Raw genomic sequence first — 25,828 nt, 5'->3', positions numbered from 1 at the left:
ACCTCACGAATAGAAGAAGTTCTAATTTCGCGGCGCGAATGTCGCGAGGCCGCGTCGACGAAACAGGCCGCGAAGTATTCGACGAATTCATTCCGCTCGCGGGCGCCAATCTGTGGGAGCACGTGCGCCAGGTGCGCGAAGTGAGCGAAGCGCGTCAGGCTCAGGCGATGTACATGCCGAGCGTCGGCATGTTCCCGACCACGATGGCGCTGGCGTGCCTGCGCGTCGCGCCCCTGCAGATGATGGCGCTCGGTCATCCCGCGACGACGCACGGTCATGCGATGGACTACGTGGTCGTCGAAGAAGACTACGTAGGCGACGAAGCGTGCTTCAGCGAGAAGCTGCTCAAGCTGCCTTCGGACGGCATGCCGTATCGTCCGCCTGCGGCGATGCTCGAACTCGATCTGCCCAAGCGCAAGCGCCTCAAGGCCGACCCCGTGAAGATCGCTGTCGCGGGCACGACCATCAAGCTCAATCCCGGCTTCCTGCAAACGTGCGCGGAGATCGCCAATGAAGCGCCGGTGCCTGTCGAGTTTCACTTTCTCGTCGGTCAGGCGACGGGCCTCACGTTCCCGCAGGTGCGCAACCTCGTGCACCGCCTGATGGGCGACAAGGCCGTGGTGCACAAGCATCAGGACTACGCGAGCTACATGAAGGTGATCGCGGGTTGCGACATGTTCCTGAACCCGTTCCCGTTCGGCAACACGAACGGCATCGTGGACACGGTGTGGGCGGGGCTCGTCGGCGTATGCAAGACGGGGCGCGAAGTGCACGAGCACATCGACGAAGGCATGTTCCGCCGTCTCGGCTTTCCGGAATGGACCATCGCCGGCACGACGCAAGACTACAAGGCGGCGGCGCTGCGCCTCATCGAAAACGAAAGCGAGCGGCGCGATCTCGCGCGGACGCTCGCAGGCAAAAAAGCCATCGAGAAGCTGATTTTCAAGGGACGTCCCGAGATTCTCGGCGAGCGCATTCAGGCGCTGTTGAAAAATCTGCATGGTGCCCAGGCACGCGTTGCGGTAACCGAAGCGAAGTGAGGTAAACATGAAAGAAACCAGCAAGGCAAGTCTGCGCCGTTCGCGCGAACCGGCATTCATCCAGCACTATTTCGTGGGCGACGGCATCGACATCTGCAGCGCCGATGATTCCCTCGCATCGCATGCACACGTCTTTCCGCGTTTGCGCAACGTGACGTCAGCGGTGCGCCAGTATCCGTACCGCTTCGACATCTACCATCAGGCGATGTTGGCGCTGCTGCGCTGGGATGCGCCCGAGCATGCCGACGCGATATGGAAGCAGTGCGTGGAGCGCCTGCCCGGCGAACATTTGCCGCGTCTTTACGAAGCATTGCACCTCATCGCGCGAGGCAAGCTGCACGAAGGCTTCGCTCTCCGAGAAGCGCTGATGGGCCCGCTGGGATGGAAACGCCGCACCACCACGCAGCCTCCGCGCGACGTGCCGGAGTGGAAGGGCGAATCGTTGAGCGGCAAGTCCATCGCCATCTGGAGCGAGTTCGGCCTCGGCGACGAGATCTTCTTTCTGCGCTTCGCGAAGATCATGCGCGAGCGTTGCGGCGCGAAGCGCGTGGTCGTCGTGTGTCAGGCGCCGCTCGTCGAGCTTTACGAAGCGTCGCTCGATGCCGGCGATGTCGTAGACGTGCGGGACGCGGCGAACCTGTCAGGAATCGATTACTGGGTGTTCCCGCACGCGATTCCCGCGCAACTGCCGCTCGAACTCGATGCGCTGCCGCCGACCGTGCCTTATCTGCGTGCGCCGGAAGCCGTTGCATCGAAGCTGCCCGAGGTCGCGCCCGGGAAGCTGAAGGTCGGCATCGTATTCAAGGGCAACCCGACGCACGAGAACGACGCCAGCCGCTCGCTCCCGTCGCTTGCCGTGCTGAACGATCTCTTCAAGGTAGACGGCATCGAATTCTTCAGCCTGCAGAAGGGCGCGGGCGCCGACGAGGCCGCTGAGTACGCGGAGCAGCGCGGGAACTTCCACGACGTGGGCGCGCATCTCAACACGATGGCGGAAACGGCGAGCGTGATCGCGGCACTCGATCTCGTGCTGACCGTCGATACGTCGGTTGCGCACGTCGCGGGCGCGATGGGCAAACCGGTGTGGCTGATGTTGCCGTCCTATGGCGACTGGCGCTGGCACTACACGCGTGAAGACAGCCCCTGGTATCCGACGATGCGCCTGTTCCGCCGCCGCTTCGGTTGCGACTGGTCGGAAGTCGTCGCGCGCATCGGCGGACACTTGCGGTGTCTGCTGGACGAGAACGCATCGCGCGAGGCCGCATGAAGGAACGCGTTTCTGTCGGCCGCGTTTTCGCGAGCTTCGTCTGCAACTTCATGCTTGCAACGGGCGTGCTGCTTTGGCTTGCCGACTTCGTTCACCGTGCGTGCAGCGCGTGTACGGCCCCGCAGCGCGCGTTGATCGGCATAGCGGGGGCAACGTGCATCGTATTCGCGCGGCCCGCGCTGACGGCGGGGCGCAGGAACCCGCGCCGCTCTTTCCATGATCGCGAGCCCGCCCTCGACGCCATGTTCGTCGGCCGTCTGATGGGGCTCGCGCTCGGCGTGATGACGCACTTGTGGCTCGGCATGCGGTTTAACTGAGCGCGCGATGGCGTTCGTCGCGAATCGAATTCCATCTATAGCTGCTGCGTCCTCGACGTTTGAAAATGAAGGCAAGCGGTAAAGCTCGGGAAAGGCGCGTCGCGTGTCGAACCTTTCGCGCGCCGCCCCGTCAGGACATCCGACCTTGCTTCGGCCCAGATTGCCGCCTTATCCAGGCGGTTTTTTTTTTAAAGCGGGACGGTTTCGACGATCGAAACGGTGTGTGCCTCGCGGTGCCGCACGTTATCGACATTGTTCGATACATGGTCCTGTCGCGTTTGACTACAGTGATGCGATCCAGACCAAGGCGTTGACGCAAGGCCTCGTGTGCGCGATGCCGGTGGCGGCTGCACTTCGACGCGCAATGCATCGCTGATCGGGAGACGGTCGCGTCATCCTTTGCACGCCGCATTGCTAGCCAGGTGCCCTTATGCTCGTTTTAGATTCGATCAGCCACGCCTTCCGGAAGTGTAGTGAAGCAGCGGGATTCGCATCGGCGCTCTTGATTTCGATGTTCGTCGGCATGTCGTTCGTCATCGTCGCCGCGCTCTGCCTGAAAACGTCGGAGTGGATGATATTGGTGCTGATCGCGGCCATCGTTATCGGATCGATGCTCGTGATCACCTGCATGCTCGTCGCCGGAGGCAGTGAAACCAGAAAGCGCGCGAGTTCCCGTGTCATGTCGATGCCGCTGCATCATTTCGCCCGAACCACGCAGCAAGCGGACGATGCATCCGATGCGTGCGGCGAGCCATGGAAAGGCGCAAAGCCGAATTGCAGCCTGTGCCGCTCTAGTGCCAAGCGCCTGCGCCTTGGCTGTTTCACCTGCAACGTTTACTGTGAAGGCCGGAAATGAACCATGCGGCTCTGGAGTCCGGCGGGCTCGCGCACATGCGAGGCTCAGCGCTAGTCTTTGAATTCGAATCCCGGTATCCTAAGACATACTCATTCTATTCCAGCCGGGTCGGGGGGCGCGTCAATGCACTGTTCCGTTCGTCTGTTGCATCGATCGCGTCGAGCAGCGCGTCTGTTTCGACTTCTGAATCAATTATCGAAGACGCCGCGAGCGGTGTGTCCATGAGTGCGCACACGGGCACGGTTCGCGTCGTGCTGGCGGATGACCATCCCATCGTTCTCATGGCCGTCTCCGACCAGTTCTCGAAGCTTCCCGGCTTCGTCATCACGGCTACGGTGAACTCGGGCGCGGAGTTGATCCGCGTGCTCGATAAAGAGCCGGCCGATCTCGTCATCACCGATCTCGTCATGCAGGGCGACGAGGAAGTCGAACTCGACGGCTTGCGGCTCGTGAGCATGCTGCGCCGCTCGCATCCCGATGTCCCGCTCGTCGTCCTCACGATGATGGCAAGCGGCGGCATGTTCCATGAGTTGTGCAAGCTCGGCGTCGCGGCTATCGTCAGCAAGGAAGAGCCGCCGAGCGAGCTTGCGCGGATCAGCCTGCGCGCGCTCGCCACGAAAGAGACGATCTTCTCACCGAAGATCCAGCTCCGTCTCGCGCGCGAAGGCTCGACGACGAAGGACCTCGCGCGCGAGCAGCCGCTTTCGCCGCGCGAGCTGGAAGTCGTGCGGCTGTTCGCGCAGGGGCTTTCCGTGACTGAAATCGCACGGACGCTGAACCGTTCGGTGCCGACGGTCGCCACCCAGAAGCGTTCCGCCATGCGCAAGCTGCATGTGGAGAATCACGTAGACCTCGTCAGGTATGCCGCGAGGATGGGACTGGCCTGATGGAGCGCTTTTTCGCCGCATCGCAGAATTCTCCTCTGCATATGCTGCGGATGCTCGAAAGCAACCTCAGACGGGAGCGGCGCATCTTCGCAGTCGCGGTGGGCCTGCTGATTTTCACCGCAGTCTGCGGAGCGGGCGTCACCGGGTTCTTCATGTTGACGTCGTCGCTGAAGAACGAAGAGGAAATCGCGCAGGCGGCAATGCGCGGCGCGAACGTCAACATATTCAGCCGGTACAACATGCTTACGCTGGGCGCCCTGATGCTGGATGTCGGCGCGACCGAGCCGACGAGCGGCGTGCTCCAGGCGCCCGACAACCCTCGATGCAAGGCCTATCCGTCCGGCCGGGAAGACCAGGCGCTCGCCGCCGCGTGCCAGGCAGCGCATCAGATGATCCCCGAGGAAAGCACGAAGCCGATATTGCAGTTCTCGGACTTCGACGGCACCGCCTCGTCTGGCTTTGGATTTTTCGCCGATACCGACGACAAGGTCGCGCCGCCCGAGAGACTCGCCGCGCTCGCAACCTTCGCAAAGATCTACATGAACACGCGCGGCATCGCGCCGTTCGACGCCGCCCGCATGCGGCGCGTCATGTGGTTCGTCGCCCCGGCGTCGCTCGGCTTCCCAAAGCCGACTGTCATCATGTTCATGGTGGTGGCGCGCGACGAGACGCCTTATGCGCTCGTCTTCACACGGGTCACGCTCGACCACGTGCTGCGCGAGTCGACGTCGGATCTGCTGGAATCACAGATCGCCATCTTCGATAACGAGAATCGCGTGCTCGCCGGCGACGATACGGAGTACCTGCGCTACGTCAACGGGCGGCTCGCGAAAGCGCAAGCCGGCGTGTATCAGTGGCTCGGCAGAGGTTGGGGCGCGAGACTCGACATGCTTGCGCTGGGCATCGGACATATCGTCGTCGCGCTTCCGCTCGCGACCGAGCTGGCCGCGAAGCGCGTGCAACTGACGATCCTGCTCATCGTCACGGGGGCGCTCACCGCCATGTTGCTCGCGATGTACCGCTACTGGAATTTTCGTTTCCTTACCCGCTCGTACGAGCAGGCCTGCCGCGCGGTCGAAGGCGAAATACTGAACCATCTGCTGGCCCATGCGACGCCCGTGGGCTTGTGCATCGCATTGAAAGACGATTTCAGCCTCATCGCGGCCAATCAGGTGGCGCGTTCGCTGTTCGACCTGACCGATGCCTCCCCGATGCGGCTGCCCGCCGGCCTCAGCGAGGCTTTCGTGGCGGCAGGCATCGCGCCGGCGCAAGAGGGGCGCGAGGCGATGATCCAGCAAATCCAGTACACGCTGCATAAATCGGGCGGCGACGCGCTGCATCTCAAGGTGTCGTACGCGTCGGCCGTCGTCAACAAGACCAGCGTGCTGTTCTGGTTTCCTTCGCGCTGCGCAACAGGCGCTCGACTTCGTGTTGCTCGGAGACCAGCGACGCCGCCGCGAAAGCCAAGCTCAGCTTCTTCGCCGCGATGAGCCACGAGATCCGCACGCCGCTGTCGTCGCTCGTCGGGAATCTGGAACTGGTCGCGCTGGGGCCGCTCGCCGCGGAGCAGGAAGCGCGCGTGCAGGCGATGCAGGCGTCGGCGAGCGCGCTGCTGCATGTCGTGAACGATGTCCTCGACTTCTCGAAGATGGATATCGGCGAAATGCGGCTCTCGGAGGAATGGGGCTCGATACGCGAGCTCGTCGTGCGCGTGATGGTCGCGCATGCGCCGCTCGCGAACCGGCAGGGCTTGCGGCTGTTCGTCGTGATCGACCGCGCGTGTCCCGGAAAGCTCTTCTTCGATCCGATTCGCGTCTCGCAGATTCTGAACAACCTGCTCGGCAACGCGCTCAAGTTCACGTATTCCGGAAAAGTCGTCGTGCGCGCCCGATGGGTGAGCGGCGCGCTGGAACTGAGCGTCGCGGACTCGGGCATCGGCATCCCGGAATCGCAGCGCGAGAAGCTCTTTCAGCCGTTCATGCAGGGCGACGCGCATCGCCTCACGCAGGCGCGCGGAACGGGGCTCGGTCTCTCGATCTGCGTGCGGCTTTGCGAGTTGATGAAAGGGAAGATTTCGCTCGACAGCACCGAAGGCGTCGGCACGCGCATCCAGGTGTCGCTGCCGCTTCTCGCCGACGAATCGCCGGGAAGCGGCGACGCCGCACTGCTCGAAGGCAAGGCGGCCATTCTCTGCCGCGCGAGCGAATATCGCGAATGGTTCGAGAATCTCTACGATCCGGATCGCGCGTCCGTCACGTACATGACGCATCCTGACGCGGCGCTCGCCAAGGGCTGCGAGTATCTGATTGTCACCGACGAGTTCAGCGAGCAGGAGATTCAGGCGGTGTGGAAAGACGAGGCGCGCGTCATCCGCATGACGCAGAACGGCCCGCTCGTGCCCGTGCATTGGGCCGACGGCGTGCTCGAAGTCAGCATCTTCAGCCTCAAGGGTTTCAGGGATGCGGTCGCGGCCATCGAGGGGCGGCAGCGCGCGTCCGCACGCCCGGCTACCGGCGCGGCGCTGCCTTCGCCGAATGCGCGCAAGACCGGGCCGGTCGTCGTGATCGCGGAAGACAACCGTCTGAATCGCGGCCTCCTGCGCGATCAGCTTCTCACGCTCGGGGCATCCGTGCTCGAGGCGCACGACGGCGAAGAGGCGCTCGAACTGCTGCGCAAGCATCGCGTGGATATCGTGCTGACCGACATGGACATGCCGAAGATGTCCGGCGCGGAACTGCTCGCCGCGGCCCGTGCGCTCGATCCGGCCATGCGTATCTACGCGATCAGCGCGAGCGCGAGCGCGCAGGATGTCGAACGAGGGCGCGCGCGCGGCTTCACCGACTATCTGACGAAGCCCGTTCCGCTCGCCGTGCTGGCGGGCGTGTTGCAAACGGTCGGCCCGGTCGAATCGAATGCAGCGGCGGATACGGACGCGCCTGGCGGAAGCGATCGCCAGGAAGACGATGATCTTCCTTCGCGCTTCCCGCAGATCCCGGCGGCGTATGTGTCCGACTTCCTCGCGCAGATCGAGGAAGACATCGTCGCGCTCGACGACATCTGCAAGCGCGAGGACGCGCGCAAGCTGCGCGCCTGGGCGCACAAGCTCGCGGGCGGCCTGACGGTGCTCGGTCCGTCGATGATGGTCGACGAGTGCCAGGAACTGCGCGCGTTGCTGCGGGAATCGGAAAGCTGGGCGGAAGACGTCGATACCTACACTGCGCAGCTTCGCCTCGATCTGATCGAGCTTCGCGCCACTCTGCATGCCGCGCTGCATGTGCATCAGAAGTAGCGGGAGACTGGGCAGATACCGTATGCGCGTTCCTCCTCCCGTTTCATGGACCGACCGCCCGGATCGGTGCGCGCGCGTCGCTCGCCTGCGAACGTGGCCGCTGCATGGGCGCCGCCTTCACTGCGCGGCACCGCATTGAACCCGTTCGATCTCGCGAGCGGCGCGTCGGCGACACGGTTCGCCGGCGTAAAGACCGGTGGCGATGCCGCGCGTCATGTGCACGCCCGCGCCGCGCGCGGATTCACGCCTCACGCCGCGTAACGCGCAGCCGGCGTGTCCGTGGAAAGCTCGGGCGCCATCGCCTGCCGCGCGGCTTCATACGCGTCCCACTTCGCGCCGTCGTGCAGCGACGGAATCGTCACGAGCTCGCCGCGATCGAAGCCGACGAGCGCCGCATCGACCAGATCGCCCGCCGACATGACGATCGCCTTGTCGAGGTTTTCGAGCGGCAGGCCGCCCGTTTCCCAGAAGTCGGTGGCCGTGGCGCCCGGCAGCACGGCCTGAATGCGCACGCCCTTGTCCGCCAGTTCCCGATGCAACGACTGGCTGAACGCGAGCACGAAGGCCTTGGTGCCGCCGTACACGCCGTTGAGAATTTCCGGCGCGATGCCGACGATCGACGCGATATTGATGACCGCGCCGTTGCCGCGCCCGACGAAGCCGGGCACCGCCGCGTAAGTGAGGCGCGTGAGCGCGGTCACGTTCAGGTCGATCATGCGCGTCATCGCGTCGACGTCGCTGTCGAGCAAGGGCGTATGCGTGCCGACGCCGGCGTTGTTCACGAGCAGCGTAATGCTCGCGTCTTCCTTCAGTTTCGCTTCGACGGCGGCGAGCGCATTGCGGTCGTTCAGGTCGGCATCGAGAATCTCGACGCTGCGGCGCGTGTCGTTCGTGATCCGCGCGGCGAGCGTCGCGAGGCGGTCGCGGTTGCGGGCGACGAGAACGAGGTCGTAGCCGCGCCGCGCGAGACGTTCCGCATAGACTGCGCCGATGCCGGAAGACGCGCCCGTGACGAGCGCCGTGCCGAGATGTTGCGTCATGATTTCACTCCGTCAGGAAAAGGTGGGGTTGCGTGAGTGAATTGTGGGCCGGTTTGACGGTGGCGCAAATGACGTATAAGGTACGGATTCAGGACATCGAGGCGGATAAACGGACATGCATCGCGTCGGCTATTTGTTGAGCGAAGGCTTTCAGGTGATGGCGCTCGCGTCGCAATCGGTGTTCGAGTACGCGAACATCACCGCGGGCGAAGCGTTCTACAGCATCGAAAATCATTCGACGGCGGGCGGCGAAGTGCGCTCGTCGCTCGGCATGAAGGTGAACACGCGGCCGATCACCCCGCGTACCGCAGTGGACACGTGGATCGCGGCGGGCGTCAACGAGCCGCTCATGACGCCGGCACCCGCCGACGTCGTGACGTTTCTGCGCCGCGCCGGCAAGCGCGCGCGGCGCATCGCGGGCATCTGCACGGGCGGTTTCGTGCTGGCCGAAGCGGGCTTGCTCGCAAACCGCCGCGCGACTACGCACTGGGCCTACGCGCGGGAGATGCAGCAGCGTTTCCCAGATGTGCGCGTGGAGGAAGACCGCATCTTCATCGTCGATGGGCCGATCTGGACGTCGGCGGGCATGACGGCCGGCCTCGATCTCGCGCTCGCGATGGTGGAAAAGGATCTCGGCGCGGAGATCGCGCGCTCTGTCGCGCACAAGCTCGTAATGCATCAGCGGCGCGCGGGCGGCCAGTCGCAGCATTCGGAAATGCTGGATCTCGCGCCGAAGTCGGACCGCATCCAGAACGCGCTGAACTATGCGCGCAAGAACCTGAACCGGCCGTTGACGGTCGAGGAGCTCGCGGGCGAGGCGCATCTGAGCCCGCGCCAGTTCAGCCGCGTGTTCACGCTGGAGACGGGGCAATCGCCGGCGAAGGCCATCGAGGGTTTGCGGCTGGAAGCGGCGCGCCTGATGATCGAAAAGAGCCGTCATTCGCTCGAAACGATTGCGCAGGAAACGGGTTTCCGGGACCGGCGGCATATGCGCGAGGCGTTCATGCGCGGCTTCGGCGTGCCGCCGCAGGAAGTGCGGCGCGAGGCGCGGGCGTCGGTCTGATACTCGGCTTTTCACGTACTCAACGTCAACGTCAACGTCAAGGACAAGCTGTGTCGAACATAAACCCCGACCGCCTGCTGAGCGACCTCAAGCATCTGCGCACGTTCGGCGCGACCGGCCCGGGCGTCGTGCGCCTGTCGCTGTCGCCGGTCGACATGGCCGCGCGCCGCTGGCTCGCCGGCCGCATGAACGACGCGGGCCTGAGCGCGTCCATCGACGGCGTCGGCACCGTGTTCGGCCGCTCGCGCAACGCGGGGCCGGCGCTCCTGATCGGCTCGCACACCGACACGCAGCCGACGGGCGGCTGGCTCGACGGCGCGCTCGGCGTCGTCTACGGCCTGGAGATCGCACGCGCGCTCGCCGAATGCGGGCAGACGCGTCATTTCGCGGTCGACGTCGCATCGTGGATCGACGAAGAAGGCACGTTCTCGGGCTTTCTCGGCAGCCGCAGCTTCGTCGGCGAAAATGTCGATGACGCCGTGCGCGGCGCGCGCAATCGCGAAGGCGTGCTGCTCGGCGATGCGCTGAAGCAGGCCGGACTCGCCGAAGCCGCGCGCGTGCGCATCGACAAGACACGGCACAAAGCGTATCTGGAGCCGCACATCGAGCAGGGCGGACGGCTGGAAGCACACGGGAAGTCGATCGGCGTGGTGACGACCATCGTGGGCATTCGCGAATTGAAGCTGCATTTCACGGGTCAGCGCAATCACGCCGGCACCACGCCGATGTCGATTCGCCGCGACGCGGGCGCGGCGCTCGTCGCGTTCATCGCGCGCATGGACGAAGCGTTCCGCCAGCTCGCCGATGCCGATACCGTGTGGACGGTCGGGCGCATCGAGCTCGATCCGGGCTCGTTCAGCGTGGTGCCGGGCGCGGCGGACCTTTACCTGCAATTCCGCGACGCCAGCGCCGCACGTCTGCGCGCGATGGAAGCCGCGCTCGCCTCACTGATTTGCGACTTCAACGCCGAAGGCCGTGCGAGCGTCGCCATGACGGACAGCGAGCCGCCCGAAGAGCCCGTGACGATGGATGCCGCGTTGCAGGCGCATCTCGCGAACGCGGCCGAAGCGCTCGCGCCGGGTCAGTGGGAGCGCATGCCGAGCGGCGCGTCGCACGATGCGCAGGTCATCGCGCATCACGTGCCGGCGTGCATGCTGTTCGTGCCGAGCATCGGCGGCGTCAGTCACGACTTCATCGAAGATACGGCCGAGGCGCATATCGTGCTGGGTTGCGAAGTGGCGGCGCGGGCGGCGGCGGACATGCTGCGCGACCTCGTCAGCCGATCTCCGCGATGAACCGCTCCGCCTCGCGCCATACGCCGAATCCCGACGCCGGATTCATGTGGCCGACCTCGCCGAGATCGACGAGCCGCGCGCCCCAGTCATCTGCCATGCCGGCCACGCGCTCGAAGCGCGCAAGCGGATCGTTCCGGCTTGCCGCGACGACACACGCAAACGGCAGGCGCTCGCGCGGAGTGGGAAGCCATCCGTTCAGGCGAAGCTCATCGGGCGTCGGGTAGCCTGCGGGCAGTGGCGCATCGAAATCGGGCGGCGTGACGAGGAGCGCACCGTGAATCTCGCGCCGGTGCTGCCGCGCCCAGTGCACGGTGATCATCACGCCGGCGCTGTGCGCGACGAGCACGACCGGCCCGGTGATGTGCGACAGCTCGGCCTCCAGCGCGGCGACGCGCGCGCTGCGATCGAGCTTGTCGCGTTGCAGCGGCGGCACGGTGCGCACGTTCGGATGGGCCTTGGCGAAATGCGTCTGCCAGTGGTCTTCGACGTGATCGCGCAGGCCGGGAACCATGAGGATCGTCGGCGCGTCCGGTGATGCGTTCATGCGGTGATTTCCTTGTCGGTCAGTGAATGTCAGCCGGAAGTGTCAGAAAGGCACGTCGCCGATGATCCCCGCACGTTCCATCTTGCGATGACATGGCGGATAGTCCATCACCGCGTAGTGCTGCGTGCTGCGGTTGTCCCAGATCGCGATGCTGTTCTTCGACCAGCGCCAGCGCACCTGATATTCCGGTATGCAGGCCTGGCTCAGCAGATAGGCGAGCAACTGCCCCGCGCCGGGATTCGCGTCCTGCCCGAAGCGCACGCGCGCGGGCGTGTGATAGTTGGTGAAATGCGTCGTGAACGCGTTCACGAACAGCACCTTCTCGCCGGTTTCCGGATGCGTGCGCACGACGGGATGCTCGGCATCGGGAAACTGCGCCTTGAGCGCGAGACGCTTTCCGATCGGCATGGCCGCGCCGAAGCTCGCCTCGATGCTGTGCCGCGCGCGCAGATCCGCGATCTGCTCCTTCACATGCGCGGGCAGATTCTCATATGCGAGCACCATGTTCGCCCAGATCGTGTCGCCGCCGACCGGCGGGCATTCCACGCAGCGCAGCACGCAGCCGAAAGGCGGCGCGACGCGCCATGTCGCGTCCGTGTGCCACGCGTTCTCGTAGCGGTCGTTCGGCTGATCGGGCGACTTGTAGATGCGCACGAGTCCCGGATGCTCGGGATCGCTGCCCGCGACCGGATGATCCTCCAGCTCGCCGAAGCGCCGCGCGAACGCGACATGCTCGGCGCGCGTGATCTCCTGATCGCGCAGAAAGAGCACGCGATGCGCGAGCAGCGCGCGGCGGATTCCGGCGAAGAGCGCGTCGTCGTGAATGGCATCGGCGAGATTGACGCCGGTCAGTTCCGCGCCGATTGCGCAAGTGAGCTGCTCGATATGCATGTTGTCTCCTCAGACGACGAACACGGACGAACCCGTGGTCTTGCGCGCTTCGACATCGCGGTGCGCGTCCTGCGCATCGGCGAGCGCGTTCTTCTCGGCCGGATCGGCGATGTAATCGGCGAGCGCCGGACGCGTCAGATATAGCGGGCCTTTTTTCACGAGCAGCTGCGGATCGAAGGGCGCAACCGGCCCCGATGCCGTGCCGACCCACATCATCAGACCTTGCCGCGCGAGCGAATCGAGCGAATCGAGCGATGCGTCGAAGGCCGTCTTGCCGACGCTGTCGAAAACGGCGTTCACGCCTTTGCCGTCGGTCAGTTCGCGCACGCGCGCGGCGACGTCTTCGCGTCGATGAATCCAGTGTAGGTCACGCGATCGCCTTCCTTCAGATGCGCGACGTTCGCGCGGCCTCCACGCCCATGCCCGAGGGCAGCGGCAGCGGATGGAGGCTCGAGCGGAAGCAGGTGTCCGCGAAGTTGAGTCCGACGGCTTCATGACGCGGACGCACCTCGAACGGTGCGGGCTGGCCGACGCCGACCGCTTCCCAGCGCAGGACTTCAGGGCCGCCGGTTTCGTGAAAGCGGATCGCACGGGCCATTCTGTTCGTCTGCGGTGTCGTTCGTTACGTTCAGCGCGGGGCGCCGGCAAGCGCGCTCCAGTCTTCGTCGCGCAAATAACGGCGCGCGGCCGGCAGCACGACGCCTTCGATGCGTCCCATGCGTTCCCACGCGAAGCGCGCGCACGCATGCAATGTGTCGTCGCCGGCGGTCCCGTCGTGCGTGACCGATTCCGCGATGCGCGCGAGCAGGGCCGCTTCGCGCCCGGCGAGGCGCGCGAGTTCGTCGAGTTCGGCATCGAGCGACGATGTCCGCTCGCGCAACGCCATCGTCAGCGCGTGTTCTTCGCCATGTGCTTCGCGAAGACGCTCGATCGTGCGGGCATCGGGGCGCGCCATGCGCAGCGCATCGTCGTAGGCATCCGAACGCGCACGATGCACGGCGAGCAATGCGCCGACCGCCTTTTCGACCATCGGGCGGGCGTCGCGCGGGCACACGAGCACGGCGACGCCCGGCACGGGCGGCACGGACCCGCCGTGCGCGATGCACACGAGGTCGTACTCGCGCGCCGCCTGCCCGCCGATGCCTTCGAACGCCGCCCTGCCATGCGATGTCAGCACCGACGCGGGCACGCCCTGTGCGCGCGCCGCGGCTTCGGCGCGGGCCAATAGCGACGCGGCCTGCCTATGCTGCGCTGCATCGTCGCTCGCGCCCGCCTGCGGGCACAAGAACGTTATGCGCGCGCCGAGCGATCGCGCGAGCTCGGCCGCATGGCCGATCGCCTCGACGCACGCGTCGCTGCGTTCGATGGGCACGAGCAGATGTCGGTACATGGTGGTCCTTCGGCTTGCAGTTTCACGGATGAGGGCATCGTAGTGCGCGCATCGCGTGCGCGCCCCTCTCGCGGCGGGAGGGGGCTTGACGCGTGTGCGCCATCCGAACCATGCTAGGCGCATTACAAAAATCGACCGATGACCACCGACTCCCCCTCCACGGAACTCGTATTGAAGACGATGGCGCCGCGCGCGCCGTCGGGCCTGCTCGCGCGTGCGCGCCTGAACGCGGAAAGCGCCCGCAGCCAGATCGTGCTGGTGCAGGCGGGCGCGGGATACGGCAAGACCTCGTTGCTCGCGCAGTGGCGGCGCGAGTTTCTGGCGCGCGGCGCGGCCGTCGCGTGGCTGCTCGCCGACGAGCGCGACGACGCCGAGCGTTTTCTGCGCGCGCTCGTCCACGCCATCCGCACGGGCTGCGCGCGTCCGGGCTTCGGGCGGTTCATCGCCGAAAGTCCGGGCGCGCCCGGCGCGTTCGAACTCGCCACCGCGTGGCTCGCCGAACTCGCGCAGTTATCGCTCGATGTCGTGCTGATCGTCGATGAAGCCGACCGGCTGCCCGCCTCGGGCGCACACATGCTCGACTACGTGATGCACAACGCGCCGCAGAATCTGCGCATCGTGGCGGCGGGGCGTCAGGGGCTCGACAAGCCGGCGGCGGAATTGCTCGCGTACGGGCAGGCGGAGCTCATCGGCCCGGAGGCGCTGCGTTTTCGCGTTGATGACACCATCGCGCTCGTCACGCAGCGCTTCGGCGGGCGCGTGGACGCCGATGCTTCCGCGCGCCTTTTCGAAATCACCGATGGCTGGCCGCTCGGCCTGCAACTCGCGCTCACCGCGATGGCGCGCGCCCAGGACCCGCGCGCGGCGCTCGACAATCTCGCGGCGGGGCCGCGCGGCCTGCGCGAGCCGCTCGTCGCGGCGCTGCTCAGCGAGCTTTCATCCGACGACGAGCGCTTTCTCGTCGACATCAGCGTGGTGGACGTGCTGCATCCCGATTTGTGCGCCGGCCTGACCGGCGCCGCGGACGCGCCGCAGCGTCTCGCGCGCCTCGTGCGCGACACGCCCGTCTTCGTCTCGGCGGAAGCAAGCGACTGGTGCCGCATGCATCCGCTCGCGCGCGACGTGCTGCAGGCGCGGCTCACCGCACTTCCGGACGATGAACGCGCGGCGCTGCATCGGCGTGCGGCGCGCTGGCTCGGCGCGCGCGGCATGCTCGAACAGGCGGCGCGTCACGCGCACGCGGCGGGCGAGCGCGAGCACGCATACGAACTCGCGGAACGGTCGCTGCACGATGCCGTGAAGCAAGGCCAGCTCGGCACCGTGCTCGACTGGCTGGAGCGCCTGCCGGAAGACGAACTGGAAAAACGCCCGCGCCTGTGCCTTGCCGTCGCTTGGGCGCTCGCGCTGGGCGAACGTCATCAGGAGGCGCAGCGTCAGGTCGAGCGCGTGCTGGCGTCGCAGGGCGCCGACGACGCCCTGCGCTACGAATGCGCGCTGATCCTGAGCGCGGCCGCATGGTACGCCGACGATCCCGACCGCTTCCTGGCGCTCTTCGAGCCGTGGGCGCAGACGCCGCCTCCGAAGGATTCATGGCTCGCGCAGGCGCACGCGAACCGCCTCGCCGCCCGCGCGATGCTGCTCGGCGAGCCCGCGCAGGCGCGCAGGCTCCAGCAGGCGGTGACGCGCGCGCAGACCGGCAAGGGGCTCGGCTATGTCGTGCGCTGGGGCGATCACATGGTCGGCCTGACGTGGCTGCAGGAAGGACAGGTGAAGCTCGCCGAAAGCGTGCTGCTGCCCGCGCTCGCGAGCGCCGAAGACGATCTCGGGCGGCGTCATCCGCTGACGTGCATGTTCGCGGCGACGTGCGCTTCGATCGCCTACGAGGACGATCGCATCGACGAGGCCGGCGCGCTGCTCGCCAATCGCCTCGACGTGCTCGAGCACGCTGCGATGCCCGAAACGGTCATGCTCGCCTACCGCACGGCGGCGCGCATCGCGGCCGTGCGCGGCGACGAGCATCGCGCGCTCGATCTGCTCGAAATGCTTTACGCGATGGGCGTCGCGCGCAACCTGCCGCGTCTTTGCGCGACGAGCCTTGCCGAGCAGGTGCGGGCGCACGCGGGCCGTTACCGCGCACAGACCTGCGACGCGCTCGTCGAGCGCATCGATGCGATCGTCGATGAACACGGCGCGACGCGCGGGCCGATCTGGTGCCGCTCGATGCACATGCTCCAGTCGACCGCGCACGGCGGCGCGGCGCTCGCGCGGGAGGACTGGCAGGCCGCCATCGAACCGCTCGCGCACGCGGAACAGCTCGCCGCGACGATGAAGCTCGGCCGCCAGCGCATCGAACTGATGGCCTTGCGCGCGTTCGCGCAGGAACGGGCGAACGGCGAAGGGCACGCGCCGTTTCTCGAAGCGTTGAACCTCGCGCGCACGTATCACCTCGGGCGCGTGCTGATCGACGCGCATCCGGCGCTCGCGGACTGGGCGCGGCGCCTGAGCGAAGCCGGCGACGTGAATCCGGGCGAGCGGCCCGTCGTGCCGCCGCATGTCGTGCGCGTGCCGCCGCGTTCCGGCGAGGGCGGCCCGCGCGCGTTGCCGAGCGTGATCCTCACGCCGAAGGAGCGCGAGATTCTCGAACTCCTCGCGCGCAACCTGAGCAACAAGGAAATTGCGCTCGCGGCGGCGGTCGGCGAAGGCACCGTCAAGTGGCATCTGAAGAATCTCTTCGGCAAGCTCGACGCGAGTTCGCGCAAGCACGCGGTGCGCCGCGCCATGGCGCTCGGCTTGCTCGAAGGCGTGCAATAGCGCTCCACGGCCCGGTGTACCGATTGCGCGAATCGAAACAATGAAGCTGTCGGCACGCGTGGATGCAACGCGCGTGCCGCTTGTAATCCCCGCCGCCTAACATATCCTTGCTCAGTGTGATGAACCGAACGGGGGACGGCCATGAGCGATGTTTCCGCAACCGATGCAGTCGCGAACGCGAAAGCCGCCGCGAGCGACGTGCCCGGCTATGCGTTCCAGCACGACGTCATGAGGAATCTCATCTGCCGTCAGGCGCGTTATCCCGACATCGCGACACAGCAGGACTGGTACATGGCGCTCGCGTACAGCGTGCGGGATCGCATGCTCGCGCGCTGGGCCGCGTCGACGAAGGTCTATGCGGCGAAGGACGTCAAGGTCGCCTGCTATCTGTCGGCCGAATTCCTGATCGGCCCGCAGCTCGGCAATAACCTGCTCAATCTCGACATGGAAGCCGAAGCGCGCGAAGCGATGCACGCGCTCGGTCACGATCTGGACGAGCTGCTTGCCATCGAAGAAGAGCCGGGGCTCGGCAACGGCGGCCTCGGGCGCCTCGCCGCGTGCTATCTGGATTCGCTCGCGACGCTGGAAATCCCGGCTATGGGTTACGGCATACGGTACGAGTTCGGCATCTTCGATCAGGAGATCCGCGACGGCTGGCAGGTGGAAACCACCGACAAGTGGCTGCAAAAGGGCAACCCGTGGGAAATCGTCCGCCCCGATATCAGCCAATACGTGTCTTTCGGCGGACACACGCAAAGCGAAACGGATGCGGATGGCAGGCTGCGCGTGCGCTGGATTGCGCGGCGCCAGGTGAAAGGCGTCGCATGCGACATGCCGATGCAGGGTTATCGCGTCGATACGTGCAACATCCTGCGCCTTTGGAAAAGCGAGGCGGTCGAGTCTTTCGATTTTCAGGACTTCAACGCGGGCGAATACTACGAGGCCGTCGAGGAAAAGGTCGTCTCGGAGACGCTCTCGAAAGTGCTCTATCCGAACGATGAACCCGAGGCCGGCAAGCGACTGCGTCTCGCGCAGCAGTATTTCTTCGTTTCCTGCTCGCTTCAGGACATGCTGCGCATGATGGACGCGAAGGGCACGTCGATCGACCAGTTCGCGGACCTTTTCGCGGCGCAGCTCAACGATACGCATCCTTCGGTCGCAGTGGCGGAGCTGATGCGCCTGCTCATCGACGAGCGTCTGCTTTCATGGGATGCGGCGTGGGACATCACGCGGCGCACCTTCGCCTATACGAATCACACGCTCTTGCCCGAGGCGCTCGAAACATGGGGCCTGCCGCTCTTTCAGAGCCTGTTGCCGCGCCCGCTCGAAATCATCTACGAAATCAATCGCCGCTTCCTCGATGACGTGCGCCGCCAGTATCCCGGCGACGAAGAGCGCGTGAAGCGCATGTCGCTCATCGACGAAACCGGCGACAGGAAAGTGCGCATGGCGAATCTCGCGACCGTCGGCAGTCATGCGGTCAACGGCGTGGCGGCGCTGCATTCGGACCTGTTGAAGCAGACCGTGCTGCGCGATTTCGCCGAGATGTTCCCGGAGCACTTCCTTAACGTGACGAACGGCGTCACGCCGCGCCGCTTTCTGATGCTGAGCAATCCGGGGCTCGCGCGCCTTCTCGATAAGACGATCGGCGACGGCTGGCGCACCGATCTCGCACGACTCGACGCGCTGGCGGCCCACGCCGACGACACCGCCTTCCAGGACGCATGGCGCGCGATCCGGCGCGACAACAAGACTGCGCTCGCGGCGCGCATCAGGAATACGACCGGCATCGACGTCGATCCGGGCGCGCTCTTCGACATCCAGGTGAAGCGCATCCACGAATACAAGCGTCAGCATCTGAACGCGCTCTACATCATCAGTCTCTATCGGCGCCTGTGCCGCAATCCCGATCTCGATACGGCGCCGCGCTGCTTCATCTTCGGCGGAAAGGCCGCGCCGGGTTATGCGATGGCGAAGCTCATCATCCGCCTGATCAACGGCATTGCGGAAGTCGTGAACAACGATGCAAGCCTCAAAGGCCGGATGAAAGTGGTGTTTTATCCCGACTTCAACGTGAAGAACGGGCACTGGATCTATCCCGCCGCGGACCTGTCCGAGCAAATTTCGACGGCGGGCAAGGAGGCGTCCGGCACGGGCAACATGAAATTCATGATCAACGGCGCATTGACGATCGGCACGCTGGATGGCGCGAACGTGGAGATTCGCGAGGAAGCGGGCGCGGAGAATTTTTTCCTCTTCGGCCTCAGCGCGCAGCAAGTGGACGAGCTGAAGCGCGCGGGGTATCGGCCTGCGGACTACGCGCAGGGCAACGATGACTTGCGCGATGCGCTCGATGAGATCGCGCAAGGCCGCTTCTCGCGCGGGGACAAGGAGATGTTCCGCCCGCTCGTCGATAGCCTGCTGCAACACGATCCCTTCCTCGTGCTCGCCGATTTCGCCGATTACGTCGCGTGTCAGGACCGCGTGAGCGAAGCATGGCGCGATGCGCGGCAATGGACGCGCATGTCGATCATGAATTCGGCACGCTCGGGCAAGTTCTCGTCGGACCGCGCGATCCGCGAATATTGCGAGCGCATCTGGACGACGCATCCGGTGAGGATCGATCTTGCTCAGTCCTGAAGCGCACGCGCAAAGGATCTATCGCACGCAGCCCGGCTCGCGCTTTCCCATCGGCGCGACGGTCATGCCGGGCGGCGTCAACTTCTGCGCGTTCTGCCGGCGCGCTACGCGCGTCGAGCTGCTGCTGTACGCATCGGAAGAAAGTGCCGAGCCGTTTCAGGTCATCGCGCTGTCGGGCGACGCGAACCGCACGTATCTCTTCTGGCATGTGTTCGTCGAGGATCTTCCGTTGCGCAGTTGTTATACGTGGCGCGCATACGGTCCCCTCGGCGTGCCGCAGATGAGCGACGAGGCCGCGAGCCGCAAGGAACTGATCGATCCGCAGGCGCGCGGCGTGAGCGACCGCTTCTATGATCGTCAGCATGCCGCCGACGCGCATGCGGCGGGGCACGCGTCCCTTCGGGGCATCGTCACGGAGCCGCTCGGCCGCCCTGACGACGACGTCGAGGTTCGCACGCTCGACGAGGCGATCATCTACGAGCTGCACGTCGGCGGGTTTACCCGGCATCCGTCGAGCGGCGTGCGTCATCCCGGCACGTTCGCGGGTCTCATCGAGAAAATTCCTTATTTGAAGGCGCTCGGCGTCACGCACGTCGAACTGCTGCCGGTGATGGCCTTCGACGAACAGGACATTCCCGCTTCCGCCGCGGCGCGTGGCCTGCGCAACTACTGGGGCTACAGCACGCACAGCTTTTACAGCCCGCATCCGCGCTATTGCGTGGAGCCCGCGTGCGCGCCGCAGGAGTTCCGCGCGTTCGTCGACGCACTTCACGCGGCGGGCATCCGCGTGTTGCTCGACGTCGTGTTCAATCACACGTCGGAGGCGGGCAAGAACGGACCGGTGATTCATTTCAAGGTCTTCGCCAACGAGACCTTCTATCAGATAGATGCGAACGACGGGCGACATTACCGCGACTACACCGGATGCGGCAACACGCTCAACTGCAATCATCCGCTGGTATCGGCCTTCATCTTGCGCTGCCTCGAATACTGGGTTCGCGAACTGGACGTCGACGGTTTCCGCTTCGATCTCGCGAGCGTGTTCGTGCGCGGCGAGAACGGCGAGTTGTTGGGCACGCCGCCTTTACCGTGGGCGATGGAAGCTTCGCCGGTGCTGGCGCGCGTGCCCCTGATCGCCGAGGCTTGGGATGCGGGCGGCCTCTATCACGTCGGCTCGTTTCCCGGCATGGCGTGGACCGAATGGAACGGGCGCTACCGCGATGTGATCCGGCGTTTCGTGCGTGGCGATCCGGGCATCGTCGGCGAGGTGTGCACGTGCATCGCGGGCAGCGCGGACCTCTATCAGAGCGATGGCCGGCTGCCTGCGAACAGCATCAACTTCGTGACCTGTCACGACGGCTTCACGCTGAACGACCTCGTGAGCTACGAGGCCAAGCACAACGAGGCGAACGGCGAGGACAACCGCGACGGCAGCAACGACGATCTGTCGTGGAACTGCGGCGCGGAAGGCGCGACCGACGACCCGGCGATCATCGGCCTGCGGCTTCGACAGGCGCGCAACTTCATGGCGATCCTGCTTCTGAGCCAGGGCGTGCCGATGCTGCTCGCCGGCGACGAAATCCTGCGCAGCCAGCGCGGCAACAACAACGCCTTCTGTCAGGACAACGCGCTCTCGTGGATCGACTGGGAGCTCTCCGACAACGCCCGCGCCATGCTGCGCTTCGTGCGCGAGATGATCGCGCTGCGCAAGCGTCACGCGAGCCTGCGCCGCCGGCGCTTTCTGACAGGACAACCCGCGAACGGGCAAACGCAGCCCGATGTCGCATGGCACGGCGAACGGCTCGACGCGCCCGCGTGGCATGACCCGGGCGCGCGCCTCGTGGCGTTCACACTCGCTGGACAGGCGGCGGGCGAGCCGATGCTGCACATCGTCTTCAACATGCACGACGAGCCGCGTGATGTCGCGCTGCCCGTCCTCGACAACCGGAGCTGGCGGCGTATCGTGGATACGTCGGCCGAATCGCCCAGGGACATTGTTCCGGATGTCGAAACGGCGGCGATCGAACGCGGCGCGTGCCGGGCCGGCGCACGCAGCGTCGTCGTGCTCGAATCGGATTGATGCATCGGTTGCATGTTGATCGTGCGTCGATTACGCGGTGATGCTGGACTGCGCCGCGCAAAGCGCCTTTAATATTCGTGTACTGCTGAGTTGCTTTGTCTACCCACAGGAGGCGGCATGGATGCAGTCAGGACCTTCCTCGAGAATCAGTCGCTGTTCGCGCTCTTCCTGACGATTGCGCTGGGTTATCTGATCGGCGAGATCAACATCAAAGGCGTGGCGCTCGGTTCCGGCGCGGTTCTGTTCGTCGGGCTCGCGATCGGTGCATTCGCGCCGAAGTCCGCGCCCCCGGCGTTGCTCGGCACGCTCGGGCTGCTGCTGTTTCTCTACGGCATCGGCATTCAGTATGGCGCGCAGTTCTTTCACGGGCTGACAAGCCGCGAGGGCGCGAAGGCGAACGCGGCGGCGTGCATCGGCGTGGTCGTCTCGGGCCTCGTTTCCTGCGCCTTCATACACTTCGGCATCAAGCTCGCCGATGCGCTCGGCATGTTCGCCGGCAGCGGAACCAGCACGGCGAGCCTGCAGGTCGCGATCGCATCGATGAAAAGCAACGATGCAGCCGTGGCCTACAGCATCACGTATCCGTTCGGCGTTGCCGGTCCGATCCTGTTCATCTATCTGCTCAGCGTGGCGCTGAAAGTAAAGATTCAGAAGCCGCCGGCGAAGTTGATCGAATCGGCGGAGATCGCGCTGAGAAACGCGAACTTCGTCGGTCTGAAGCTGGCGGAGCTTACTCGTCGTCTGCCTTCCGGCGTGGCGATCGCCGCGGTGCGGCGCGCGCATCACAATCAGTTGCCCACGGCCGATTTCACGCTGCGCGCCGACGATGTGCTCCTCGCCACGGCCACCGACCGCCGCCTGCTCGACGAAGCCGCCACGCTGTGCGGCGAGTTGCAGCCGGGACGGATGACGAGTCATCGCGAAGACCTCGACTACATGCGGGTGTTCGCGTCGAATCCGGCGGTCGTCGGCATGGCGCTCGGCGATATTCGCTTTCCCGATGGCGTCAACTGCGCGATCGCGCACGTGCGCCGCGGCGACGCCGACATGCTCTCGACACCCGATCTGATCCTCGAAGCGGGCGACCGCGTCGGCCTGCTCGTCAATCGCGCGCATCAGGCGACGATGCGCACGTTCTTCGGCGATTCGATCAAGGGCACAGCCGATCTGAGCTTCATCTGCCTCGGCATCGGCGCGGCCCTGGGCTTGCTCGTCGGTGCGATTCCGCTGCCGGTTCCCGGCCTCGGCGCGTTCAGCCTGGGGCTCGCCGCGTTGCTGCTGGTCGCGCTGTGTCTCGGCAAGGCGCGGCGCAACGGGCCGTTCGTCTGGGTGATGCCGTTGTCGGCGAATCTCGTGCTGCGCAACCTCGGCCTCACGATCTTCCTCGCGCAAGTGGGCATTTCCTGCGGGCCCAAGTTCGTCGCGACCGTGGCCACGGCCGGGCCGCTTCTGCTGCTTTACGGCGTGATCACGCTGCTGGTTCTCGTGAGTGTGACGGCAGTCTGCTGCCTGTGGATCTTCAGGCTTCCCTTCGATACGTCGGTCGGCGTGATCTGCGGCGCGACCGGCAATCCGGCGATCCTCGCATTCGCCAATCGCGTCGCGCCGACCGATCAGCCCGACATCATGTACGCGATGATCTTCCCGTCGATGACCATCGTCAAAGTGCTTTTCGTGCAGATCGCCATATCGCTTGCCGCGGGTTAGCCTTGCGTCACCATGCCGTCAAAATCTCGGAGGAGAACATCATGGAAGTGGCGATCTTCAGCTCGACGCCCTACGAGCGCGAGTATCTCGACGAAGCGAACAAGGTCGAGAAGCACAAGCTCAGGTATCACGAGATGTCGCTCAATATGGATACGGTCGAGCTCGCGGCGGGCTACGGCGCCGTCTGCATCTTTGTCAATGACAAGGCCGATGCCGAAGTGCTCGAAGCATTGCACAAGGGCGGCACGCGTCTCGTCGCACTGCGCTGCACGGGCTTCAACAATGTCGATCTCGCGGCCGCCGCGAAGCTCGGCATCAAGGTCGTGCGCGTCGTCAACTATTCGCCGAACTCGGTGGCGGAGCACGCGGTTGCGCTTCTGCTCGCGATCAATCGCAAGGTGCATCGCGCATACAACCGCACGCGCGATTCGAACTTTTCGCTCGACGGGCTCATCGGCTTCGATCTGTGCGGCAAGACGGTCGCCGTGGTCGGCACGGGCAAGATCGGCTGCGTCTTCGCGAAGATCATGCAGGGCTTCGGCTGCAACGTGATTGGCTACGATCCTTATCCGTCGAAGGCATTCGAGGCGCTCGGCCTGCACTATGCGACGCCCGGAGAGATCGGCGAGCGGGCGGACATCGTCGCGCTGTTTTGTCCGCTGACGCCGCAGACGCATCACATCATCAATGCAGAGTCGCTCAAGCGCGCGAAGCCCGGTGCGTTGCTCGTCAACACGAGCCGGGGCGCGCTGATCGATACGGAGGCCGTCATCGAGGCGTTGAAGACCGGGCAGCTAGGCGGTCTCGCGATCGATGTCTACGAACAGGAGGCAGATCTTTTCTTCCGCGATCTGTCGAGCGAAATCATCACCGACGACATTTTCCAGCGGCTCGTCTCGTTTCCGAATGTCATCGTGACGGGGCATCAGGCGTATCTGACCCGTGAAGCATTGACGACGATCTGCGAGACCACGCTGCAAAGCATCACGGCCTTCGAGAAGAACCAGCCGCTGGAAAACGAGGTGAAGGCCAAATAGCGGCGCGCGCCGATGACTCCCGGAAATCCGCCGAAGGAACGCGCGCGCGAGCCCGTGCTCGACACGGTCGATCGCGTGTCGGAACTGTGCTTCGGCCTCTTCATGGCGCTGACGTTCGTGGGCACGGTATCGGCGGCGACGGGCGGCGAGGACGCGGGGCGAAAGATGCTCTACACGGCCATGGGCTGCAATCTCGCGTGGGGTCTCGCGGACGCCGTCATGTATCTCGTGCGCACGATCACGGACCGCGCGCGCAGGCATGCGCTCGCGCTCTCCATACAACGCGAGCGCGACGCGGCGGCGGGCGTGCGCGCATTGCGCGAGCGCGTGTCCACGGCGCTCGATCCGTTCGTGACCGACGCCGATCTCGAGACCATTCGCAGGCGCATCGCCGAAAGCGGCAGCCTGCCCGAGCGCGCGCATTTCGTACGCGACGACTTTCTCGCGGCGCTGGGCATCTTCATCATCATCGTGCTGTCGACGTTTCCCGTCGCGGCGCCGTTTGTCATCTTCGAACATGTGCCGACGGCGTTGCTGATCTCGCGCGTGCTGACGCTCGTGATGTTGTTCTTCTGCGGCTTTGCACTGGGCCGCTATGCGGGCTGGAAGGGCTGGAAAGCGGGGCTTTCGATGATGGCGCTGGGCGTGCTCCTGACGATGGCGATCATCGCCTTAGGCGGATAACCAAAACCGGGGGCGTTCGCCGAACGAGCGAATAAACACCTACGTTGCCATTCTTGAAATCGCTGAAAGGTTCGCATATCTTGCAGAGGGAGCCCTTTTCCGCGGGGATGAAACGTCAGCGGGCATCGAGCGACAAACGGCAACACAGAATACGAAGACGCTGATTTGGTCACAGGTTTTCCCACGCCTCCGATTGCTGAGTCTGGAGAGGTCCGTGTAGCCGGATATCGCCGCGTGCCTCTTGTCGCGTTTTACTCGCGCGCCATCGCGACGAATCAGCCTGTGAACGAAGCGTGGCCGGATGCCTTGAATGCGCTTCCCAATTGCGCGAAAGTCATGAAAAAGATGAGCGCCGATATCGGCCGGATCGTCGAATCATTTCAAGGATCGAAACCCGGTTGACGCTTATCAAGGATATTACTTTCGAATCCTCACGAAATAGCGAAAAGTATGCGCCAGGACGGCGCCTCCGGCTATATCATCGACGGGCGCATGCTGGCGGGCTTCGCGATGACCGCGTATCCCTCGCAGCACGGCGCGACGACATTCGTTGTGAATAGCAACGGCGTCGTGTATCAAAAGATTGCGGTGCGTCCGCGCAAGCGCACGGAATTTGGATCGCGGCGGTCCTGGCCCGCTTGCAGAAGCCTCGAAGGAAGACCGGGGCGCGGATTTCGCGGAAGCGCCGAAATTTTGAATGGCTTGAATTATCGAACTCAGGGAAGGAGTCACCATGAATGCAAAGAGATTGCGTGCGGGCTGCGCCATCGTGATCGCCGTGATGGCGCTCGATGCCGTCGCACAGAGCAAACCGATCGCTTACCCGTCCAAAGGTCAGAGTGCGCAGCAACAGCAAAGCGACGACGGCGCGTGCTATAGCTGGGCAAAAAGCAACACGGGCATCGACCCGGCGACTGCTTCCGCGGCGCCGCCTCCGCAGGGCGGGCCGGCCGTGGGCGGCGGTGAGCGCGTGGGCGGCGCGGCGCGCGG

At 65.2% G+C, this 25,828-nt stretch carries 22 protein-coding genes and 2 pseudogenes; 19 read left to right on the top strand and 5 right to left on the bottom strand.

Annotated features, from left to right (window positions below; all coding sequences use genetic code 11):
• The first annotated feature begins 38 nt into the window (after positions 1-38).
• From NCS58_RS24045 to NCS58_RS24010, 8 genes are all read left to right on the top strand, one after another.
• Positions 39-1,040: a hypothetical protein gene (locus NCS58_RS24045; RefSeq protein ID WP_250538893.1), complete on the top strand. Its 1,002-nt coding sequence runs from the start codon at positions 39-41 to the stop codon at positions 1,038-1,040.
• A 7-nt stretch (positions 1,041-1,047) separates the two neighbouring features.
• Entirely contained in the window at positions 1,048-2,307 is a 1,260-nt protein-coding gene (locus tag NCS58_RS24040; RefSeq protein ID WP_250477709.1) for a glycosyltransferase family 9 protein, read from the top strand.
• The gene (locus NCS58_RS24035; protein ID WP_061117248.1) at positions 2,304-2,624 is read left to right on the top strand and encodes a hypothetical protein; all 321 of its coding nucleotides are present in this window, start codon (positions 2,304-2,306) and stop codon (positions 2,622-2,624) included. The genes NCS58_RS24040 and NCS58_RS24035 overlap by 4 nt, the downstream gene beginning before the upstream one ends.
• A gap of 430 nt (positions 2,625-3,054) precedes the next feature.
• Complete coding sequence (locus tag NCS58_RS24030) at positions 3,055-3,480, top strand: hypothetical protein (protein WP_143756300.1); 426 nt, start codon at positions 3,055-3,057, stop codon at positions 3,478-3,480.
• A gap of 221 nt (positions 3,481-3,701) precedes the next feature.
• Positions 3,702-4,367: a response regulator transcription factor gene (locus tag NCS58_RS24025; RefSeq protein ID WP_061117246.1), complete on the top strand. Its 666-nt coding sequence runs from the start codon at positions 3,702-3,704 to the stop codon at positions 4,365-4,367.
• Positions 4,367-5,857, top strand: coding sequence for a hypothetical protein (locus tag NCS58_RS24020; protein ID WP_250477708.1), 1,491 nt, complete (start codon positions 4,367-4,369; stop codon positions 5,855-5,857). The genes NCS58_RS24025 and NCS58_RS24020 overlap by 1 nt, the downstream gene beginning before the upstream one ends.
• Positions 5,854-7,656 (top strand): ATP-binding protein, encoded by a 1,803-nt coding sequence (locus NCS58_RS24015; RefSeq protein WP_250477707.1) that lies wholly within the window; start codon positions 5,854-5,856, stop codon positions 7,654-7,656. Before NCS58_RS24020 ends, NCS58_RS24015 begins: the two co-directional genes overlap by 4 nt.
• A 45-nt stretch (positions 7,657-7,701) precedes the next feature.
• A complete protein-coding gene (locus tag NCS58_RS24010; RefSeq protein ID WP_143756299.1) occupies positions 7,702-7,917 on the top strand; it encodes a hypothetical protein in 216 nt (71 codons plus the stop codon).
• On the opposite strand, the gene NCS58_RS24005 is transcribed toward NCS58_RS24010, so the two are convergent.
• Positions 7,905-8,696 carry an SDR family oxidoreductase gene (locus NCS58_RS24005; protein ID WP_061117243.1) on the bottom strand — a complete coding sequence of 264 codons (792 nt, stop codon included), beginning with the start codon at positions 8,694-8,696 and terminating at the stop codon, positions 7,905-7,907. The genes NCS58_RS24010 and NCS58_RS24005 overlap by 13 nt on opposite strands.
• Positions 8,697-8,811: 115 nt before the next feature.
• On the opposite strand from NCS58_RS24005, the gene NCS58_RS24000 reads away from it, so the two are divergent.
• Positions 8,812-9,759 carry a GlxA family transcriptional regulator gene (locus NCS58_RS24000; protein ID WP_061117242.1) on the top strand — a complete coding sequence of 316 codons (948 nt, stop codon included), beginning with the start codon at positions 8,812-8,814 and terminating at the stop codon, positions 9,757-9,759.
• 50 nt (positions 9,760-9,809) lie between these two features.
• Entirely contained in the window at positions 9,810-11,054 is a 1,245-nt protein-coding gene (locus NCS58_RS23995; protein WP_061117241.1) for a Zn-dependent hydrolase, read from the top strand.
• On the opposite strand, the gene NCS58_RS23990 is transcribed toward NCS58_RS23995, so the two are convergent.
• From NCS58_RS23990 to NCS58_RS23975, 4 genes and pseudogenes are all read right to left on the bottom strand, one after another.
• A complete protein-coding gene (locus NCS58_RS23990; RefSeq protein ID WP_061117240.1) occupies positions 11,035-11,598 on the bottom strand; it encodes an alpha/beta hydrolase in 564 nt (187 codons plus the stop codon). The two genes, NCS58_RS23995 and NCS58_RS23990, sit on opposite strands and share 20 nt — an antisense overlap.
• 42 nt (positions 11,599-11,640) lie before the next feature.
• Complete coding sequence (locus NCS58_RS23985; RefSeq protein ID WP_061117239.1) at positions 11,641-12,489, bottom strand: TauD/TfdA family dioxygenase; 849 nt, start codon at positions 12,487-12,489, stop codon at positions 11,641-11,643.
• 9 nt (positions 12,490-12,498) lie between these two features.
• A pseudogene (locus NCS58_RS23980) lies at positions 12,499-13,087 on the bottom strand (zinc-binding dehydrogenase).
• Positions 13,088-13,117: 30 nt separating this feature from the next.
• Entirely contained in the window at positions 13,118-13,879 is a 762-nt protein-coding gene (locus NCS58_RS23975; RefSeq protein ID WP_061117238.1) for a universal stress protein, read from the bottom strand.
• A 138-nt stretch (positions 13,880-14,017) separates the two neighbouring features.
• Between NCS58_RS23975 and NCS58_RS23970 the strand changes: the two genes are divergently transcribed.
• The 9 genes and pseudogenes from NCS58_RS23970 to NCS58_RS23935 all read left to right on the top strand — a co-directional run.
• Positions 14,018-16,690: a LuxR C-terminal-related transcriptional regulator gene (locus NCS58_RS23970; RefSeq protein WP_061117237.1), complete on the top strand. Its 2,673-nt coding sequence runs from the start codon at positions 14,018-14,020 to the stop codon at positions 16,688-16,690.
• Positions 16,691-16,831: 141 nt separating this feature from the next.
• The gene (locus NCS58_RS23965; RefSeq protein ID WP_061117236.1) at positions 16,832-19,330 is read left to right on the top strand and encodes a glycogen/starch/alpha-glucan phosphorylase; all 2,499 of its coding nucleotides are present in this window, start codon (positions 16,832-16,834) and stop codon (positions 19,328-19,330) included.
• Complete coding sequence (locus NCS58_RS23960; RefSeq protein WP_284502377.1) at positions 19,317-21,410, top strand: glycogen-debranching protein; 2,094 nt, start codon at positions 19,317-19,319, stop codon at positions 21,408-21,410. The genes NCS58_RS23965 and NCS58_RS23960 overlap by 14 nt, the downstream gene beginning before the upstream one ends.
• Before the next feature lie 117 nt (positions 21,411-21,527).
• Complete coding sequence (locus NCS58_RS23955; protein ID WP_061117234.1) at positions 21,528-23,117, top strand: aspartate:alanine exchanger family transporter; 1,590 nt, start codon at positions 21,528-21,530, stop codon at positions 23,115-23,117.
• A gap of 41 nt (positions 23,118-23,158) precedes the next feature.
• A complete protein-coding gene (locus NCS58_RS23950) occupies positions 23,159-24,154 on the top strand; it encodes a 2-hydroxyacid dehydrogenase (RefSeq protein WP_061117287.1) in 996 nt (331 codons plus the stop codon).
• A 12-nt stretch (positions 24,155-24,166) separates the two neighbouring features.
• Positions 24,167-24,838: a VIT1/CCC1 transporter family protein gene (locus NCS58_RS23945; protein ID WP_061117233.1), complete on the top strand. Its 672-nt coding sequence runs from the start codon at positions 24,167-24,169 to the stop codon at positions 24,836-24,838.
• A gap of 165 nt (positions 24,839-25,003) precedes the next feature.
• Positions 25,004-25,240: a hypothetical protein gene (locus NCS58_RS23940; RefSeq protein WP_143756298.1), complete on the top strand. Its 237-nt coding sequence runs from the start codon at positions 25,004-25,006 to the stop codon at positions 25,238-25,240.
• Between the two features lie 48 nt (positions 25,241-25,288).
• Positions 25,289-25,717, top strand: coding sequence for a DUF2950 family protein (locus tag NCS58_RS34510; protein ID WP_409219302.1), 429 nt, complete (start codon positions 25,289-25,291; stop codon positions 25,715-25,717).
• Positions 25,620-25,828: pseudogene (locus NCS58_RS23935) on the top strand (hypothetical protein); the annotation flags it as partial. The gene NCS58_RS34510 and the pseudogene NCS58_RS23935, both read left to right, overlap by 98 nt.

Source organism: Caballeronia sp. INML3B, from assembly GCF_023631305.1.
Classification (GTDB): Bacteria; Pseudomonadota; Gammaproteobacteria; order Burkholderiales; family Burkholderiaceae; genus Caballeronia; species Caballeronia turbans.
Note: the sequence above shows the minus strand (reverse complement) of the source record. Positions and strands in the feature narration are given on the sequence as shown.